Origin of the sequence: Nonomuraea sediminis (assembly GCF_018531495.1) — a bacterium.
Lineage (GTDB): Bacteria > Actinomycetota > Actinomycetes > Streptosporangiales > Streptosporangiaceae > Nonomuraea > Nonomuraea sediminis.
Genome location: NZ_JAHDTI010000019.1, coordinates 16,323 through 32,439, shown reverse-complemented (window position 1 = coordinate 32,439; position 16,117 = coordinate 16,323). Strand labels below are relative to the sequence as shown.

Below are 16,117 nucleotides of genomic sequence, written 5' to 3'. Positions count from 1 at the left end.
GATTAGCCTTACCTAAGTTTGATGTTGAGGGAAGGGGGGCAGGTGCGGCCTGCCGTACTGGCTGGAGGGTTGCTCGCGGCGCTGGGCCTGCTCGTCCTGGTCGCGGCGGCGAGCGTGGCGCTGGGCGCCCGGTCGATCCCGCTGCAAACCGTGCTGGACGCCCTCGCCGCGCCGGGCGCCTCCAGCGACCACACCGTCGTGCGCGAGGTGCGCATCCCGCGCACGCTGCTCGGCATCGGCGTCGGCGCGGCGCTCGGCCTGGCGGGGGCGCTCATGCAGAGCCTGACCCGCAACCCGCTGGCCGACCCCGGACTGCTGGGCGTCAACGAGGGCGCCGCGCTCGGCGTCACCGTCGCGATGGGGCTGCTCGGGCTGTCCGACCCGGCCGTCTACGTGTGGTTCGCCTTCGCCGGGGCGGCGCTGGCCTCCGTCGCGGTCTACGCGCTGGGCTCCGCGGGCCGCTCGGGCGCGGGCCCGGTACGGCTGGCGCTGGCGGGCGTGGCGCTGGGCATGGTGTGCACGGCCGCCGCCTCGGCGATCCTGCGGATCGACCCGGAGACCTTCGACCGGATGCGCTTCTGGCTGACCGGCTCGCTGGCCGGCCAGACCCCCGACGTGCTGGTACGGCTGGCGCCGTTCCTGGTGGCGGGGCTGGTGCTCGGCCTGCTGCTGGCCCGCCCGCTGAACATGCTGTCGCTGGGCGACGACGCGGGCAAGGCGCTCGGCGTGGCCGTCACCAGGACTCGGATGCTGACCGCGGTGGCCGTCACGCTGCTGTGCGGCTCGGCCACGGCCGCGGCGGGACCGCTGTGGTTTGTCGGGCTGGCCGTCCCGCATGCCGTGCGCGCGGTCGTCGGGCACGACCAGCGGTGGGTCCTGCCGTACTCGGCGCTGGTCGCGCCGGTGCTGCTGCTGGCCGCCGACGTCGTGGGCCGTCTGGTGGCGGCGCCGGGCGAGGTGCAGGTCGGCATCATGAGCGCGGTGATCGGCGCCCCGCTCTTCATCCTGATGGCCCGGCGCAGGAGGCTGGCGGCGCTATGACGATCCGGTTCGGGTCCTGGTCGGTGCGGGTGGCGCCGCGGGCCCTGGTCGTGGGGGCCGTGCTGGTGGCCGTCGCGTTCGCGGTGGCCGTGGTGGCGATCTCGACGGGCGAGTACACCGTGGCCGTGCCCGACGTGCTGAAGGCCCTGTTCGGCCGGGGCACGCCGGTGGCCGAGCTGATCGTGGGCAGGCTGCGCGCCCCGCGGGTGGTGACCGGGCTGCTCGTGGGCGCCGCGTTCGGCGTCAGCGGGGCGATCTTCCAGAGCCTGACCCGCAACCCGCTCGGCAGCCCCGACTTCATCGGCTTCACCGCCGGCGCCTCGACCGGCGGCATCCTGGCCGTGGTGGCGGGCTGCTCGGCCATGGTGATCGCGGGCGGGGCGCTGGCGGGCTGCCTGGTGACCGCGGTACTGGTGTACGCGCTGGCCTTCCGCCGCGGGGTGCAGGGCTACCGGCTGGTCCTGATCGGGATCGGGGCCAACGCGCTGCTCGTGGCCGTCAACTCCTACCTGCTGACCAGGGCCAACATCAACGACGCCGCAACCGCGGGGGCCTGGCTGACCGGGAGCCTGGGCGGGCGCGGGTGGGACCACGCGATCCCGGTGGGGGTGGCGCTGGCCGTACTGCTGCCGCTGGTGGCGTGGATCTCGCGGCCGATGCGGATGATCGAGATGGGCGACGACGCGGCACGTTCCATGGGGATCAGGGTGGAGGCCGTGCGGGCGGGCGCGGTGGTGGCCGGGGTCCTGCTGTGCGGGGTGGCCACCGCGGCGGCCGGACCGGTGATCTTCGTGGCGCTGGCGGCGCCGCAGATCGCGCGCCGGCTGGCGCGCTCGCCCGGCGTCACCATGATCTCCTCGGCGCTGACGGGAGCGGTGCTGCTGACGGCGGCCGACCTGGTGGCGCAGCGCGTGATCGCACCCTCCCAGCTTCCCGTCGGCGTCGTCACCGCCGCGATCGGCGGCACGTATCTCGCCCTGCTCCTGCGAAAGGATCGCCACTGATGGACCGGTTGACGGGCACCGGGCTGACCCTCGCCTACGACCAGCGGATTGTCGCGAGCGAACTGGACGTGACGATCCCCGACCGGTCGTTCACAGTGATCATCGGACCGAACGCGTGCGGCAAGTCCACGCTGCTGCGCGCGCTGGCGCGGATGCTCAAGCCCCGCCACGGCGCGGTCCACCTGGACGGCAGCGTGATCACGTCGCTGCCGTCGAAGGAGGTGGCGCGGCGGCTCGGGCTGCTGCCGCAGAGTTCGATCGTGCCCGACGGGATCACGGTCGCCGACCTGGTGGCGCGCGGCCGGTACCCGCACCAGCGGTTGATGCGGCAGTGGTCGCCGGCCGACGAGCAGGCGGTCTCCCACGCGATGGCCGCCACGGACGTGGCGGGGCTGGCCGACAGGATCGTGGCCGAGCTGTCGGGCGGGCAGCGGCAGCGGGTGTGGCTGGCCATGGCGCTGGCGCAGGAGACACCGATCCTGCTGCTGGACGAGCCCACCACGTATCTGGACATCTCCCACCAGATCGAGGTGCTCGACCTGTGCGCCGACCTGCACGAGGCGGGCCGGACCATGGTGGCGGTGCTGCACGACCTCAACCAGGCCTGCCGTTACGCCACCCACCTGATCGTCATGCGGGACGGCGCGATCGTGGCCGAGGGTGATCCCGCCTCCGTCGTCACGCCGTCACTGGTGCGGGAGGTGTTCGACCTGCGCTGCGAGATCATCCCCGATCCGCAGACGGGAACGCCGCTGATCGTCCCCGAGGCCCGCAGGGTCCGCGAGAAGGCATGAAATCGGCGGCCGGACAACGTCACGCCGGGCGATCGTCGTGTGATTTCCGGTGACACCATGCTGGCCTAGGCGCGCGCGAGCTTCCATGACAGATTGCAGTTTTCCGGACACGGAAGGACATGCCATGGACCCGCAAGGCAGTCCGGGGGAACGGCACTTACAGCAGCAGTGCGGCACGCAGGCGCGTGCCGCCCGCTTCTACGCCGACCAGATGCTCGACCATCTGAACCCGCGGATGCGCGAGTTCATCGCCCGCCAGGAGATGGTGTTCGTCTCCACCAGCGACGGGCACGGCGAGTGCGACGCGAGCTTCAGGGCGGGCCCGCCCGGGTTCGTGACGGTGCTCGATGACCGGACGCTCACCTTCCCCGACTACCGGGGCAACGGGGTGATGGCCAGCCTCGGCAACATCGTCGAGAACCCGCACATCGGGCTGCTGTTCGTCGACTTCTTCCGTGACCTCATCGGCCTGCACGTCAACGGCCGCGCCGCGGTGGTCGCCGACGCGATCATGCGTGCCGCGCATCCGGCGCTGCCCGTACCCGACATCCCCGGGCGGCGGACCGAGCGCTGGGTGGTGGCCTCGGTCATGGAGGCCTACATCCACTGCTCCAAGCACATCCCCCGGCTGGCCAGGCTCCCCCGTCAGCGGCACTGGGGCACCGACGATTTCAAGCGCAAGGGCGGCGACTACTTCGGCGTCAAGGCTTTCGCACCAGGCTCTCCGCCAGCGCGGTGATGCCCCGTCTGGCCCTGTCCTGGCCGTACCGCTCGGTCAGGACGGCGGCCAGCTCACCGCTCAGCGCGGCGAGCAGCCCGTGGGCCAGCACGTCGGCGTCCTGGGACGGGCACGCCTCCCCCAGCAGGATGGCCAGGTGGCGATGCCAGAAGCGGTAGGCGCCGATGCGGTAGCGCGCGCCGGGGCTGGCCGTCTCCGACATGCGGGTCAGGTCGAGGTGGCCGAACAGGTAGTCCAGGTAGGCCTCGACGAAGGCGAGCAGCCGCGCCGCGGCGTCCGCTCCCGGGCCGAGCGGCGGCGGGCCGGACAGGATGCGTTCCTGCAGGTCACGCTCGCGCGCGTCGAGCAGCGCCACGGCGAGCCCGGACTTGTCGCCGAAGCGGCGGAACAGCGTGCCCTTGCCGACCCCGGCCTCGGCGGCGATGGCGTCCATCGAGACCGCCTCGACCCCCTTCTCCGCGAAGAGCCGGGCGGCGGCCGCGAGGACCTTCTCCCGGTTCCTCGCCGCGTCGGCGCGCTCCCTGACCGGTTCCGGGCGCAGAAGCTCCAGTCTTGACGAAGCGGACTGCGGTCCGTTAACTTCTCCCACGAAACGGACTGTAGTCCAAATTTATGGGAGCTCACAATGACCACCATCACCCGCGAGGAACTGCGCGCGTCGCTGAACGACGTCATCGTGCTCGACACGCTCGGCGGCCAGTACTACGAGGCCCAGCACCTGCCCGGCGCCGTCGCCCTGACCGAGGGCGAGATCGCCGAGCGCGCCGCCGCGCTGCTGCCGGACAAGGACGCCGCGATCGTCACCTACTGCTCGAACCCGGCCTGCAACAACAGCAAGGCCGTCGCCGGCCGCCTGACCGCGCTCGGCTACACCAACGTCCGCCGCTACGTGGAGGGCATCGAAGACTGGACCGAGGCGGGCCTTCCCGTCGAATCTAGCGCCGCTAGCCAATAGAGCAATAGCAGTGCTAGGGTTGCTCTCATAGCTAGCAGCGCTAGAAATGAGAGGTCCCCCATGTCACTCCGCCGTGTCAACACCGTCCTGGCCGCTTTCGCGGCTCTGATCGTCATCTTCTTCGGGCTGAACTTCCTGCTGAACGGCCAGGGCGCGGCCGCCGGGTTCGGCATCGCCCACTGGCCGCAGGGTGACGCGGCCGGCTACTACGTGGTCAAGGGCGTGCGGGACCTGGCGACCGGGTCCATCGGACTGCTGCTGCTCGGGCTGAAGCAGCGGCGGTTGCTGGGCTGGGTGATGCTGATCAACGCGTTCATCCCGATCGGCGACGGGATCGCGGTCGCCACGCACGGCGGCACGATCGCCACGGCCGCCATGATCCACTGGTCGGCTGCCACGCTCGTGCTGATCACGTCCGGTCTCCTGTTCTGGGAGCAGCGGACCGCGAAAGCGTCAAAGGACGTGGAAGCCCGCTAGCCCAGCCCGCACCCTCTGGCGAAACACGTATTCGCAGGGGGGAACCCATGGATCATGCCATCGTCATCGGGGCGAGCATGGCGGGCCTGCTGTCCGCGGCGGCACTGCAGCGCTCGTTCCACCACGTCACCGTCGTCGACCGCGACACATTGCCCGCGGCCGACGCGCACAGGAAGGGTGTCGGCCAGAGCCGGCACGCGCACGGGCTGCTCGCCCGTGGCCGCGAGGTCATGGACGAGCTGCTGCCCGGCCTCAGCGCCGAGCTGGTCGCCCAGGGCGCACTCAAGGGCGACCTGCAGGGGCTGGGCCGCTGGATCCACGCGGGCAGGCAGCTGGCCCGCGGCACGAGCGGCCTGGAGGGCCTCATGGTCAGCCGCCCGCTGCTGGAGGGCCAGGTCCGCCGCCGCGTGACCGGCCTGTCCGGGGTGCGGCTGCTGGCCAGCCGCGCGGTGGCGGGCCTGCTCGCCGACCACGGCCGCGTCACCGGCGTACGGCTGGCCGACGGGACCCGCCTGCCGGCGGACCTGGTCGTGGACGCCTCGGGCCGCGGCTCGCGGACGCCCACCTGGCTGACCGAGCTGGGCTACGACCGCCCGGTCGAGGAGCAGGTCAGGATCGAGCTGTGCTACGGCACCCGCGAGTTCCGCCGCCGCCCTGGCGACCTGGACGGCGACCTGCTGGCCATCGTGGCCCCGACTCCCGACTCGCCGCGCGGCGGCGCGGCGCTGGCGATGGAGAACGACCGGTGGATCGTCACCATCGGTGGCTACGGCGGCGAGCAGCCACCGCTGGACCTGGAGTCGTTCATCGCCTTCGCCCGCACGCTGCCCGCCCCCGACCTGCACGACCTGATGAAGGGGCTCGAGCCGATCGGTGAGCCGCGCGCCTACCGCACCCCGGCCAGCATCCGCCGCCGCTACGAGCGCCTGACCCGCTTCCCCGACGGCCTGCTGGTCGTCGGCGACGCCGTCTGCGCCTTCAACCCCCTCTACGGCCAGGGCATGACCGTGGCCGCACTGGAGGCCAGGGCCCTGCTCGACCTGGAGCTACGGCCGCTGCCGTTCTTCAGGAGGATCACCCGGCTGCTCGACGCGCCCTGGGACATCGTGGTCGGCGGCGACCTCAAGCTGCCCGGCGTCCAGGGCAGGATCACCGCGAAGATCAGGATGGTGAACGCCTACCTGGAGCGCTTCCACGCCGCCGCCGCGAACGACGCCGAGCTGGCCAGGCGCTTCCACCGGGTGGCCAACCTGATCGACCCGCCGCCGTCGCTGATGAGCCCCGGCGCGCTGGTCAGAGTGTTCCGCACCGCCGAACGGCAAGCAGTGCCGGCGCTCGTGTGACGCTACGCAGCTCGACCTGTTCCCTGGGGGCGTGCGCGAACCGCACGTCCCCCGGCCCGTAGTGCGGCGTCGGGATCCCTGCCGCCGCGTACGACCTCAGGTCGCTCCCGCACGGCGCGGCCGCCTCCTCCGGCGCCCGACCCGTGACGTCGGCGACCGCCCCCGCGAGCAGCGGATGCCCGGCGGGCCGGGTCGTCGATCTCGCTCAGCACCTGGTGGAGCACCTGCCGCGCGGCCGCTGGATTCGACGTCGCGCATGACGCCCACGATCTTATGAACCCTTTGCGGCCTTCGTGGCGATACAGGGCATGCGCGCTGTCGTGTGGGTCTTCGTTGTGCCTTTCGCCGTCTGGGCCGCTCTGCGGGTGTCCGGGGTGGCGCCGGTGTTCCGGTGGGTGCAGGTGGTGGCTTTCACCCCGTACGCCGCTCTCGCGGCGGTGATTCCGCTCGTGCTGGCGGGGGCGTTGCGGCGGTGGGTGGCGGCCGGGGTCGCGCTGGTCAGCGCGGTGGCGCTGGGGGTGGCCGTGCTGCCCAGGTTCTTCGGCGACGGGAACCCGGAGGCCGGCGGGATGGCGCTGCGGGTGCTGTCGGCCAACCTGGAGGTCGGGTCGGCGGACGTGGCGGAGCTGGAGGCGATGGTGCGGCGGCTGCGGCCCGACGTGCTGACGCTGCAGGAGCTCACGCCCGAGGCCGTGGCCCGGCTGGCGGGGGTGCGGCGCCTGCTGCCTTATGTGGTCGACAGGTCCACCCCGGGCGCTTCTGGGTCGGGGATCTTCTCGCGGTTCCCGCTGTCGGAGGGGCCGATGATCGAGGTGGGGTTCCGGCAGGCGCGGGCCGTGCTGCGGCCGCCCGGCGGGTCCGCGGTGGAGGTCATGTCAGTGCATCCCTGCGCGCCGCACTTCTCCTTCGGGGCCGCGTGCTGGGCGCAGGGGCTGCGGGCGCTGCCGCGGGCGGGCGGGATGCCGCGGGTGCTGGCCGGCGACTTCAACGCCACGCTCGACCACGCGCCGCTGCGCGAGCTGCTTGCCGGCGGCTACCGGGACGCCGCGGACGTCACGGGGCAGGGGCTCACGGCCACCTGGCCGACGCACGGATGGGGGGCGCTGCCGGGCGTCACGATCGACCACGTGCTCGCCGACTCGCGCATCGCGATCCGCTCGTACGGCGTGCAGACCCTCACCGGGACTGACCACCGGCCGGTGTTCGCGGAGCTCAGGCTGCCGTGACCTGGATGCCGGAGGCGCGGACCGCGCTCAGGCCGCCGTGATGCGGATGTCGGAGCCGCGGACCGGACTCAGGCTGCCGTGATGCGGATGTCGGTGACGCGGACGGCGAAGCCCTTGCCCACCGGGGCCGCGGCCATCGCGCCCGCCAGGGCGGGCTCGGCGGGCGGGAAGTAGGCCAGGCGCACCTGGTGCTCGGGCGGCTCGCCGTCGAGTCCGTAGCGGACGGTCACCGCGTCGCCCCGCCGTACCAGCTCGAAGGTCACCTTCTCCACCGGACGCGGCAGCGGCAGGACGGACCAGTCGGACACCTCGCGGGTGACGACCGTGCTCAGGTGGAAGCCGCCGTCCACGTACTCGATGCCGGCCTTGATCCAGTTGTTCTCGTCGATGCGGAGCACGGCACCGGCCTGGTCGTACTGCTCGGCGTACTCGCCGGAAAAGGTCACGGCCAGGCGCAGGTCACCGGGGAGCACCCGGCCGAACAGGTGGGCGTTGTCGAAGGTGTAGCCGTAGTGGGTGCGCCGCCACAGGTCGGTGCCCTCGTCGCAGATCAGGCTCAGGCCGTCGTCGGCGGTCCACTGGCGGGGCGGGTTCATCCACTGCCAGCCGGACGCGCCGAAAGCCATGATCATGCCGTTATCCTGCCACGATCGGCGTGTCGTAGTAAGCGGGCAAATCACTCCATGGTGCGGATCCTGCTCGGTCGGTGACCGCCACCGTGCCCGCCAGCCTCGCCGCACCGCGCAGAGTGGCCGCCCTCGCGTACTCCGGGACGTCCTGGATCACCTGGCAGAACCGGCCCCTGGGCTGGTCACGTGCCCAGGCGGGCTCGCGTGTGGCCCCGTACGCCGACAGCGGGCCGTCGAAGGTCACCACCATGTCGGCCAGCTGCGCGTAGCCCGGGTCGGGGTAGGCGGCCGGGTTGAGGGCGATCATGCCGCGGACGCCGTCGACGATCTCGCGGTAGTGGTCCAGGAGGTCTTCTCCTGCCGCCGCCCGGTCCAGGTAGACGCCCCGCAGGCCGTACCAGGAACGGTAGGCGCGCAGGTCGGCCCGGACGTCCTCGAGCGGGCGCTTGCCGAAGCCGGTGTCGACCCTGCCCAGGACCACGGCGTCCGTCGCGAGGAGCGCGCTGACCAGCGGGGCCAGCGCCGGGTCGCGTTCCTCGCCCGGCCCCTCCTCGACGTCGACGACCACGACGTCGGGCGGGGCCTTGAGCAGCCTCCGCCAGGCGTACGAATTCTCGGCGCGGAAGTACGCCAGCACCAGTGTCGCCGGTGCTCGTTCCTGGTCCGGCTCGACGCCCGACGCGGTCGGTGTCGTCATGTCGTCCCGCCTCCCGTACCCGTCGGCCGCCATTCCCCCGGCCACGTCACCCCGCTCGCGTCCGGCGCGTCGGGGGTCGTGGTGCCTCGCATGTGCCACGGCGCGGTCGGCGCGTTGGCCGCCTCGACCTCCGACGCCCCGTGCACCTGCCCGGATCCGACGTACCAGGCCAGAGACCGCCGCCCTTCCCCTTGCCCGCGCCCGGCTTCGACGGCGCCCGCCTGCCCGGGTTCGACCGTGACCTCCTGCCGCCACGCCCCCTCCCCAGGCTCCGCCTGCGCCCGCCCACCGGAAGCATCGCCAGCCGCCAGACTCAACGGCCACCCCTGCATCGCCACCGCCTCACCACGCTGGGGCATCCCGCCCTGCGCTTCTCCGACCGCCCCCGGCACCCACGCCGACCCATCCGCCACCTCATGCATTACCCAGCCACGCACGTCCCGACCATGCTCAGGCGCTCCACCCTGCGCCCCACTCGGCATCCATGCCGACCCCGTGCCTCCATCCACCGCCTCCGGCCCTGCCCCACCGCGCGCCTCATGGCCGCGTTCAGACACCGCGCCGCGCGTGTCATGGCCGCGTTCAGACACCGCGCCGCGCGTCTCTCCTGCGGTCCCGTACGCCGCACTCGGCGTCCATGCCGACCCCGAAGCCGTATCCGCGACATCTGCTGCTGCCCCGTCACGGGCGGGCTCGGGCATCACGCCCTGCGTTTCTGCCGTTGGCGCGTGCGCTGCGGTGCCGGGCATCGGCCCCTGCGTTTCTGCCGTTGGCGCGTGCGCTGCGGTGCCGGGCATCGGCCCCTGCGTTTCTGCCGTTGGCGCGTGCGTGGTGGTGCCGGGCATCGGTCCCTGTGTGGCTTCCCTGGTCGCGGGTGATGTGCCGGTAGGTGGGGTCTGCTCTTGGGTGGTGGTCCAGAGGGTTTCCAGGGTGGCGCGGAGGGGGATCTCGGGGCGCCAGGCCAGGGACTCTTCGGCGCGGGTGATGTCGGCGGCCTGCCAGGGGATCGTGGGGGTGCGGATCGCGCCGGGGACGACGCGCGTGCCCGGGCGGGCGATCTCGACGAGCGTCGTGATGAGGTCACGTACGGCTGTCGCCCGGCCGCTGCCCACGTTCACCACCGGCGGCAGCGCCCCGGAAGCCTGTACGGCCAGCGCCACGGCGCGAGCCACGTCCCGGACGTCCACGAAGTCCCGGTAGACCTCCAGCCCGCCCACCACGAGGTCACCGTCCTCGCGCAGCCTGCGTGCCAGGCGCATGGGCAGCGACTTGGGCGGCGCGCCCGCGCCGATCACGCTGAACACGCGCAGCACCACGGCGTCGAGCCCGTCGGCCGCGGCGGCCCTGACCAGCTCGGTGGCGGCCAGCTTCGTCACGCCGTAGTCACCGGCCGGGCGGCACTCCGTCTCCTCCCCGATAGGCGACCCCATCGGCGTGCCGCCGTACTCGGCCGCGCAGCCCACGTGCACGAACCTCGCCTTCGGCGAGGCGGTCGTGACCGCGCACAGCAGGCGGGCCACGCCTGCGACGTTCGTCCTGGTCAGGGTGTGCGCGTCGCCCGTCGTGGCGCCCGCGCAGTTGACGATCGCCTCGGGGGCCACCTCGTAGAGCAGGCCGGTGAGGTCGTCGTGGGAGGCCGTGGTCAGGTCGATCCGCTCGCGCGACGCCTCGACGACGTCACCGCCGAGCCCCTCCCGTACATGCCTCCCGATGAACCCCCCGGATCCGAACAGCAGAATCACGCCACGCCTTTTCTTCTCGCCCGTTTACGTAAGTCACTCGAATTTCCGACATTTCCCAATTCAGTCCCCCAGGAAAATGCGGCTCAAGCAGAGGACTTTATAGCGGACTCCCTCCCCGCCCGCCCCGCAATCCCCCGGATACACACCCCCCAATCCCGGGCCCCCAACCCACACCCGCAGCCCCGGCACCCACCTCGCGCCCCACCCCACACCCGGCGCCCGCGCTCGTGTTCCCTGCTCACCCGCCCTTCCCCGCCCCCCACCCCACGCGTTCCAAGGAACGCCACGGCGGCACCCCCTGGCGCCGGGTCGGCGAGACGGTGGTCGGCGAAGGGCGGCGGCCTGTACGGCGGGAGCACGGGGCGGTGGGGTAAGCGGGACCGCGGGCCAGGGGGACGAAGTGTCGTTACGGCGCCGGGCCGCGTCACTGGAGTGGCGTCTCCCTGGACAGGGCCCGGCCACGTGCGGCGGGAGGCGGTTGCGGCGGCTCGCCGTACCTCAGGAACATCAGCGCGGCCGTGCGGCGGGAGGCGGTTGCGGTGGCTCGCCGTACCTCAGGAACATCAGCACGACCGTGCGGCGGGAGGAGCGGCGCGGTAACGGTCGCTCTGGGGGACATCTAGAGTTTGGTGTGTGGAACCGAAGTTCGAGATCCAGATGCTGCACGACCGGGTGATGATCCGGCTGGAGCCGGCGGCCGAGGAGCGCCGTAGCGGGTCAGGCATCGTCATTCCGGCGACCGTGAAGATGGCCAACCGGCTGGCCTGGGGCGAGGTCTGCGGCGTCGGGACGTACGTGCGTGCGGTGAAGGTGGGCGACAAGGTCCTGCTCAGCCCGGAAGACCAGCTCGAGGTCGAGGTGCAGGGGCAGACGTACCTGGTCGTGCGCGAGCGCGACCTGCACGCCGTGGCCACCCAGGAGACCGATCACGGCACAGGGCTGTACCTCTGACCTCTCCCGGGTGGCGAGGACTTCACTTCGGCGTGTAGAGGGCCTCAGTTCGGCGTGTAGACGAGGTAGGGGTGGCGCTTCTTCCACGAGGCGGCGGTGATGTCGGCGAGCACCTGCGTCACCTGCCCCTGCAGGTCGAGCGCGACGACCTGGTAGGCGCCGCTCTCCTTGACGACCGCGAGCAGGTGGCTGTCGTCCCACCATCCCCATGCCTGGCTGACCTTGACGTCGATCCGCTTGCGGAGCTTGCCGCTCGAGGCGTCCCACACGCAGAGGTCCTCGTCGTAGCGGGCCGGGCAGTACGTGACCAGCTGCTTGCCTGAGGGCGAGAACGCGTCCTCGCCGCTCGCCAGCCACCCGATGCCCTTGAAGGTCCGCTCGACCTGGCCGTTCGGCCGGTAGAAGCGGACGCCGTCCTTGTAGGAGGACACCAGGCCGCGCCCGTCGGGGCTCCACTGGAAGTACGCGTCCTTGTCGGCCCCGGGCACCATGACCGGGCTGGCCTTCTTGGCCGCGACGTCGACGGTGACGAAGCCCTGCGAGAGCCACTTCTTGCCGCTCTTGCGCTGGATCGTCACGACGATCTTCCTGCCGTCCCTGGTCCAGAACGGCCCGCCGGTGACCAGCGGCTCCTTGACCGTCTTGATGCGGACGGACTGCCGCTCGGCGGGACCGATGACGATGACCGAGTCGCGGTTGCCGGAATAGGTGTTGGGCAGACCCGCCGACCGGCCGCCCTTGGGCGCCGGGATGAGCTCGAAGAAGCCCTTCTTGGCGGTGAAGGTGTCGGCGCCCTTGTCACGCAGGTACGGCTTGTCGGTGTCGAAGGCCGTGACCCGCTTCGGGTCGCCCGGCTGCTCGTGCAGCGTGATGCCGACGCCGGGGATCTCGATGTCCACCGGGTCGTCGAGACGGGTGGCGGAGGCGGGCGCCGCTGCGATTCCCACCAGCGCCAGGCCCACGAGTAAGGGGAGCGTTTTCACGGCGGCAGCCTAGTGGATCATCACCGCGAAATGCGCTCCATTATTGTCTCGATATTTTCGCCTATTGGACGAACTGTTGGGCAAGGACGATCAGGTCGATGCCGACGGTCTTCATCCCGAGATAAACGATGGCGGCCGCGGCCGCCACGGTCACCAGCAGCACGATGATCCGGACGGTCCAGCCCTGGCGCTTGTACCACTCCGTCCACGCGCGCAGGGTCCGCTTGCCGAACTCCAGCACGCGGTGCGCCCAGTGGAACTCGGTCGCAAGTACAGCCAGCCCCGCGAACACCACCAGCCAGCCCGGGCCTGGGAACGGCACCATGATCAGCCCGCCGACCACCATGACGGCGCCGATCACACCGATCACGATCTTCAGCGTCAGAGCCCCGGTCCGCGTCGACCGGACCCCGTCCAGCCAACCGCCGATCCCGCTACGCCGCTCCTGTACCTCGTCAGACACGCTTCCCCCGCCATAGTTCACACACTTTGTCCCCCATCATCCAACGCGCCCACCCTGCCAAGGGTTCCCCCTCCCCCGTACGGCGGGCCATACGCTTGACCAGGGGTTTTTACCCAGGATGATGAGCGCAAGGGTTGACCAGAAGCGGGTTGATGGAATCGGGAAATTAGGTAAATTTTCTAGCCCGAACAGGCGGGTTGCGGCAAACATCGGTTAATGTCGGGCATGCCCGAGGTCATGCTTCGCACCGTAACCGGCCCCATTCGCGCGGCCGCGATCACCGGTGCCGTACTCCCGCACGAGCACCTGCGCACCGACATGCGCTGGGCGGTCGGCATCGATTCCGACCCGCACCGCTGGCTGGACGAGGAGCACACCGTCACCGCCGAGCTCCGCGAGCTGCGCCAGTCGGACCAGCTCGGCCTCGTCGTGGACCTGACCTGCCTGGGTATGGGACGCGACGCCGCCGCCCTGGCCCGCATGTCCGCCGGAACCCGCATCCCGGTGATCGCCGCCACCGGCCTGTTCACCGAGCCGTTCGCGCACGTCGGCGACGAGAGCGTGGACTCGCTCACCCGCCGCCTGATGGGCGAGATCACCTCCGGCCTCGACGGCACCGGCGTCTTCCCCGGCGTGATCGGCGAGGTCGGCTGCTGGGGCCCCGAGCCCACGCCCGCCGAGGAGCGCGCGCTCATCGCCGCCGCCCGCGCCTCGCTGTCCTCCCGCCTGCCGGTCGCCACCTACGGCCAGGACAGCCTGGGCATGCTGGAGATCCTCCTCGGCCAGGGCCTGCAGGGCTCGAGCGTCAGCGTCGGCTACACCGGCGCCGACGTGGCCGCCGCCCGCAAGATCGCCGAGGCCGGCGCGTACGTCAGCCTCTCCTCCCTCGACCTCGACCAGACGGCCCGCCTCGCGCTCGCCCTCATCGAGGACGGCCACGCCGACCGCCTGCTGCTCAGCACCGGCATGAGCCGCGTCGCCCAGCTCCAGCGGTACGGCGGGCCCGGCTACGCCCACCTGTTCCACCTGCTCCTGCCGCGCCTGCGCGAGCAGGGTGTCGCCGAGGACACCATCCACACCATCACCCACACCAACCCCGTCCGCTGGCTCACCACCATGGGTTGACCTCGAGTTTGGTTGAGGTTGCAGGGTGGACGTATGACGTTTACTCCGGCAGAACTCGACTTTCTCGGCACGCAGTTCCTGGGGCGCCTGGCCACGGTGTCGCCCCAGGGGCAGGTGCAGAACAGCCCGGTGGGGTTCTTCGTGGACGCCGAATCCGGCACGATCGCCGTCGGCGGCCACAACCTGGGCAAGTCCAAGAAGTTCAGAAACATCCAGGCAGGCAGCACGGTCGCGATCGTGGTCGACGACCTCGCCTCGACGAACCCGTGGACCCCCCGAGGCATCGAGGTCCGCGGCACCGCGGAGGCGTTGACCGGCCAGGAGCCCCCCATGCAGGGCTTCAGCGGCGAGCTCATCCGGATCACGCCCAACAAGATCATCTCCTGGGGCCTGGACGGTCCGCCGTCGAACCGGAACGTGTGAAAACTGGCTAGGATCCGGGGGTGGTGAGCGAGCACGAAGGCCGACTGCGCCGGTCGCTGTCCCGCCTGAACAGGCTGGGGGACGTCCCTGTCGTGGTCATGCTCGCGTGGGCGGGCTGGCTGGCCGTACCGTGGTCGTTCGGCGGTCTGGCCCAGGCCCGCGCCGCGGCGGCGGCCGCCGCGGACCAGGCGGAGCCTCCGACGCTCCTGTCGGTACGGCAGGCCCCCGCCACACCGTGGGGCATCGCCCCCCAACCCGCCAAACCCGTCGCGGTCCGCTCGCGGACCGACGAGGACGCTGTCGCGATGGAACGGGCCCGGATCGCCGGGGAGGTGCATGACGCCGCCGGGCACGGGCTGGCGGCCATCGCGATGCAGGCCGGGCTGGCCCTGGTGGCGCTCGACGACGATCCGGAGCAGGTGCGCGTCTCCCTGCAGGCGATCAGGGAGACGAGCACCCGGGCGCTGGGCGAGCTCAGGGCCGCCCTCGACGAGCTCGACCCGCAGCCCGACCTGATGGGGCTGATCCAGGGCGTGCGGGCCGCGGGTCTTCCCGTCGACCTGGAGCCCGAGCAGCCGACCACGCCCGCGCACCTGACCGGCACGGTCTACCGCGTCGTGCGGGAGTCACTGACGAACGTGCTCCGGCATGCCGGGCCGACCCGGGCGCTGGTGCGGGTGACCAACGATCCGTGCGAGTTCGTCCTGGAGGTCGCCGACAGGGGCCGCGGCTGGACCGGGGCCGCCGAGGGGCGCGGGCTCGCCGGCATGCGGGCTCACGTCACCGACCAGGGCGGTCAGCTGTGGGCCGGGCCGAGGGAAGGCGGCGGCTTCCGGGTCGTGGCCCGCTTCCCCGCCACCCGGGCATGACCATCAGGGTCGCGGTCGCCGACGACGAGGCGGTCGTGCGGATGGGGCTGCGGGCGCTGATCGAGCGGGAGGCCGACCTGGAGTTCGCCGGGGAGGCCGGTGACGGCGCCGGGGCTCTGGACCTGCTGCGCCGTACCCGCCCTGATGTGCTCCTGCTGGACATCCGGATGCCGGGCATGGACGGCGTCGACACGCTGCGCGCCATCGCCGCCGATCCGGGGCTGGCGGGGGCGAAGGTCGTGGTGGTGACGACGTTCGCGGTGAACGAGTACGTGTTCGCCGCGCTGCAGGCCGGGGCGAGCGGGTTCCTGCTGAAGGACAGCGCGCCCGACGAGCTGGTCAACGCCGTGCGGGTGGTGGCCAGGGGCGAGGCACTGCTGTCCCCGGCCGTGACCAGGACGGTGATCGGCCGGTTCGCCGGGCACGGCGCGGAGCCCGTCGAAGGGCTCGAGCATCTGACGCCCCGGGAGCGCGAGATGGTGGCCTGGGTGGCGACCGGCCGGTCGAACGAGGAGATCGCCAGGGAGCTGGTCATCAGCCCCGACACGGTCCGCACCCACGTCAGCCGCGCCATGGTCAAGCTGCGCGCCCGCGACCGCGCTCAGCTCGTCGTCTTCGCCATGCGGGCAGGCCTCACCCCGCCCGCATAGCCCGTT

The 16,117-nt window shown here is 71.8% G+C and carries 19 protein-coding genes; 13 read left to right on the top strand and 6 right to left on the bottom strand.

The features are described from left to right. Positions 1 to 21 precede the first annotated feature (21 nt). From KIK09_RS50375 to KIK09_RS50360, 4 genes are all read left to right on the top strand, one after another. Positions 22 to 1,041, top strand: a complete 1,020-nt coding sequence (locus KIK09_RS50375) for a FecCD family ABC transporter permease (protein WP_214326731.1) — start codon at positions 22 to 24, stop codon at positions 1,039 to 1,041. After that, positions 1,038 to 2,045, top strand: coding sequence for a FecCD family ABC transporter permease (locus tag KIK09_RS50370; protein WP_214326730.1), 1,008 nt, complete (start codon positions 1,038 to 1,040; stop codon positions 2,043 to 2,045). The genes KIK09_RS50375 and KIK09_RS50370 overlap by 4 nt, the downstream gene beginning before the upstream one ends. Further along, positions 2,045 to 2,839, top strand: coding sequence for an ABC transporter ATP-binding protein (locus tag KIK09_RS50365; RefSeq protein WP_214326729.1), 795 nt, complete (start codon positions 2,045 to 2,047; stop codon positions 2,837 to 2,839). The genes KIK09_RS50370 and KIK09_RS50365 overlap by 1 nt, the downstream gene beginning before the upstream one ends. A 124-nt stretch (positions 2,840 to 2,963) precedes the next feature. Then, entirely contained in the window at positions 2,964 to 3,578 is a 615-nt protein-coding gene (locus KIK09_RS50360; RefSeq protein WP_214326728.1) for a pyridoxamine 5'-phosphate oxidase family protein, read from the top strand. Here KIK09_RS50360 and KIK09_RS50355 read toward each other — a convergent pair. Continuing rightward, positions 3,541 to 4,167, bottom strand: a complete 627-nt coding sequence (locus tag KIK09_RS50355) for a TetR/AcrR family transcriptional regulator (protein ID WP_308164784.1) — start codon at positions 4,165 to 4,167, stop codon at positions 3,541 to 3,543. The two genes, KIK09_RS50360 and KIK09_RS50355, sit on opposite strands and share 38 nt — an antisense overlap. Positions 4,168 to 4,203: 36 nt before the next feature. On the opposite strand from KIK09_RS50355, the gene KIK09_RS50350 reads away from it, so the two are divergent. From KIK09_RS50350 to KIK09_RS50335, 4 genes are all read left to right on the top strand, one after another. Then, complete coding sequence (locus KIK09_RS50350) at positions 4,204 to 4,533, top strand: rhodanese-like domain-containing protein (protein WP_214326727.1); 330 nt, start codon at positions 4,204 to 4,206, stop codon at positions 4,531 to 4,533. Positions 4,534 to 4,593: 60 nt separating this feature from the next. Then, positions 4,594 to 5,010 (top strand): DUF4267 domain-containing protein, encoded by a 417-nt coding sequence (locus KIK09_RS50345; RefSeq protein ID WP_214326726.1) that lies wholly within the window; start codon positions 4,594 to 4,596, stop codon positions 5,008 to 5,010. 47 nt (positions 5,011 to 5,057) lie between these two features. Further along, the gene (locus tag KIK09_RS50340) at positions 5,058 to 6,353 is read left to right on the top strand and encodes an FAD-dependent oxidoreductase (RefSeq protein ID WP_214326725.1); all 1,296 of its coding nucleotides are present in this window, start codon (positions 5,058 to 5,060) and stop codon (positions 6,351 to 6,353) included. 308 nt (positions 6,354 to 6,661) lie between these two features. Continuing rightward, positions 6,662 to 7,579, top strand: a complete 918-nt coding sequence (locus KIK09_RS50335; RefSeq protein WP_214326724.1) for an endonuclease/exonuclease/phosphatase family protein — start codon at positions 6,662 to 6,664, stop codon at positions 7,577 to 7,579. A gap of 68 nt (positions 7,580 to 7,647) precedes the next feature. Here KIK09_RS50335 and KIK09_RS50330 read toward each other — a convergent pair whose 3' ends face one another. From KIK09_RS50330 to KIK09_RS50320, 3 genes are read right to left on the bottom strand one after another with little or no spacing between them, the layout of a single operon-like run. Further along, positions 7,648 to 8,211 carry a DUF1349 domain-containing protein gene (locus KIK09_RS50330; protein ID WP_214326723.1) on the bottom strand — a complete coding sequence of 188 codons (564 nt, stop codon included), beginning with the start codon at positions 8,209 to 8,211 and terminating at the stop codon, positions 7,648 to 7,650. Between the two features lie 4 nt (positions 8,212 to 8,215). Then, positions 8,216 to 8,905: a spherulation-specific family 4 protein gene (locus KIK09_RS50325; protein WP_214326722.1), complete on the bottom strand. Its 690-nt coding sequence runs from the start codon at positions 8,903 to 8,905 to the stop codon at positions 8,216 to 8,218. After that, positions 8,902 to 10,647 carry an NAD-dependent epimerase/dehydratase family protein gene (locus KIK09_RS50320; protein WP_214326721.1) on the bottom strand — a complete coding sequence of 582 codons (1,746 nt, stop codon included), beginning with the start codon at positions 10,645 to 10,647 and terminating at the stop codon, positions 8,902 to 8,904. Before KIK09_RS50320 ends, KIK09_RS50325 begins: the two co-directional genes overlap by 4 nt. 657 nt (positions 10,648 to 11,304) lie before the next feature. On the opposite strand from KIK09_RS50320, the gene KIK09_RS50315 reads away from it, so the two are divergent. Next, positions 11,305 to 11,598, top strand: coding sequence for a GroES family chaperonin (locus KIK09_RS50315; RefSeq protein ID WP_214326865.1), 294 nt, complete (start codon positions 11,305 to 11,307; stop codon positions 11,596 to 11,598). Positions 11,599 to 11,642: 44 nt separating this feature from the next. Here KIK09_RS50315 and KIK09_RS50310 read toward each other — a convergent pair whose 3' ends face one another. Further along, positions 11,643 to 12,581: an eIF2A family protein gene (locus KIK09_RS50310; RefSeq protein WP_214326720.1), complete on the bottom strand. Its 939-nt coding sequence runs from the start codon at positions 12,579 to 12,581 to the stop codon at positions 11,643 to 11,645. A gap of 61 nt (positions 12,582 to 12,642) precedes the next feature. After that, positions 12,643 to 13,044 (bottom strand): TIGR02611 family protein, encoded by a 402-nt coding sequence (locus tag KIK09_RS50305; protein WP_308164782.1) that lies wholly within the window; start codon positions 13,042 to 13,044, stop codon positions 12,643 to 12,645. A 237-nt stretch (positions 13,045 to 13,281) separates the two neighbouring features. Between KIK09_RS50305 and KIK09_RS50300 the strand changes: the two genes are divergently transcribed. The 4 genes from KIK09_RS50300 to KIK09_RS50285 are packed head-to-tail and all read left to right on the top strand — an operon-like array spanning position 13,282 to position 16,111. Next, the gene (locus tag KIK09_RS50300) at positions 13,282 to 14,169 is read left to right on the top strand and encodes a phosphotriesterase family protein (protein ID WP_250575121.1); all 888 of its coding nucleotides are present in this window, start codon (positions 13,282 to 13,284) and stop codon (positions 14,167 to 14,169) included. 33 nt (positions 14,170 to 14,202) lie between these two features. Continuing rightward, complete coding sequence (locus KIK09_RS50295; protein ID WP_214326717.1) at positions 14,203 to 14,592, top strand: PPOX class F420-dependent oxidoreductase; 390 nt, start codon at positions 14,203 to 14,205, stop codon at positions 14,590 to 14,592. 23 nt (positions 14,593 to 14,615) lie between these two features. Next, the gene (locus KIK09_RS50290; RefSeq protein ID WP_214326716.1) at positions 14,616 to 15,461 is read left to right on the top strand and encodes a sensor histidine kinase; all 846 of its coding nucleotides are present in this window, start codon (positions 14,616 to 14,618) and stop codon (positions 15,459 to 15,461) included. After that, complete coding sequence (locus tag KIK09_RS50285) at positions 15,458 to 16,111, top strand: response regulator (RefSeq protein WP_214326715.1); 654 nt, start codon at positions 15,458 to 15,460, stop codon at positions 16,109 to 16,111. The genes KIK09_RS50290 and KIK09_RS50285 overlap by 4 nt, the downstream gene beginning before the upstream one ends. Positions 16,112 to 16,117: the final 6 nt, after the last annotated feature.

What these genes read in the sequence shown, in the direction of transcription:
- KIK09_RS50375 (WP_214326731.1), top strand. Translation starts at nt 22, where the DNA reads ATGTTGAGGGAAGGGGGGCAGGTGCGGCCTGCCGTACTGGCTGGAGGG.
- KIK09_RS50370 (WP_214326730.1), top strand. Translation starts at nt 1,038, where the DNA reads ATGACGATCCGGTTCGGGTCCTGGTCGGTGCGGGTGGCGCCGCGGGCC.
- KIK09_RS50365 (WP_214326729.1), top strand. Translation starts at nt 2,045, where the DNA reads ATGGACCGGTTGACGGGCACCGGGCTGACCCTCGCCTACGACCAGCGG.
- KIK09_RS50360 (WP_214326728.1), top strand. Translation starts at nt 2,964, where the DNA reads ATGGACCCGCAAGGCAGTCCGGGGGAACGGCACTTACAGCAGCAGTGC.
- KIK09_RS50350 (WP_214326727.1), top strand. Translation starts at nt 4,204, where the DNA reads ATGACCACCATCACCCGCGAGGAACTGCGCGCGTCGCTGAACGACGTC.
- KIK09_RS50345 (WP_214326726.1), top strand. Translation starts at nt 4,594, where the DNA reads ATGTCACTCCGCCGTGTCAACACCGTCCTGGCCGCTTTCGCGGCTCTG.
- KIK09_RS50340 (WP_214326725.1), top strand. Translation starts at nt 5,058, where the DNA reads ATGGATCATGCCATCGTCATCGGGGCGAGCATGGCGGGCCTGCTGTCC.
- KIK09_RS50335 (WP_214326724.1), top strand. Translation starts at nt 6,662, where the DNA reads ATGCGCGCTGTCGTGTGGGTCTTCGTTGTGCCTTTCGCCGTCTGGGCC.
- KIK09_RS50330 (WP_214326723.1), bottom strand. Translation starts at nt 8,211, where the DNA reads ATGATCATGGCTTTCGGCGCGTCCGGCTGGCAGTGGATGAACCCGCCC.
- KIK09_RS50325 (WP_214326722.1), bottom strand. Translation starts at nt 8,905, where the DNA reads ATGACGACACCGACCGCGTCGGGCGTCGAGCCGGACCAGGAACGAGCA.
- KIK09_RS50315 (WP_214326865.1), top strand. Translation starts at nt 11,305, where the DNA reads ATGCTGCACGACCGGGTGATGATCCGGCTGGAGCCGGCGGCCGAGGAG.
- KIK09_RS50300 (WP_250575121.1), top strand. Translation starts at nt 13,282, where the DNA reads ATGCTTCGCACCGTAACCGGCCCCATTCGCGCGGCCGCGATCACCGGT.
- KIK09_RS50295 (WP_214326717.1), top strand. Translation starts at nt 14,203, where the DNA reads ATGACGTTTACTCCGGCAGAACTCGACTTTCTCGGCACGCAGTTCCTG.
- KIK09_RS50285 (WP_214326715.1), top strand. Translation starts at nt 15,458, where the DNA reads ATGACCATCAGGGTCGCGGTCGCCGACGACGAGGCGGTCGTGCGGATG.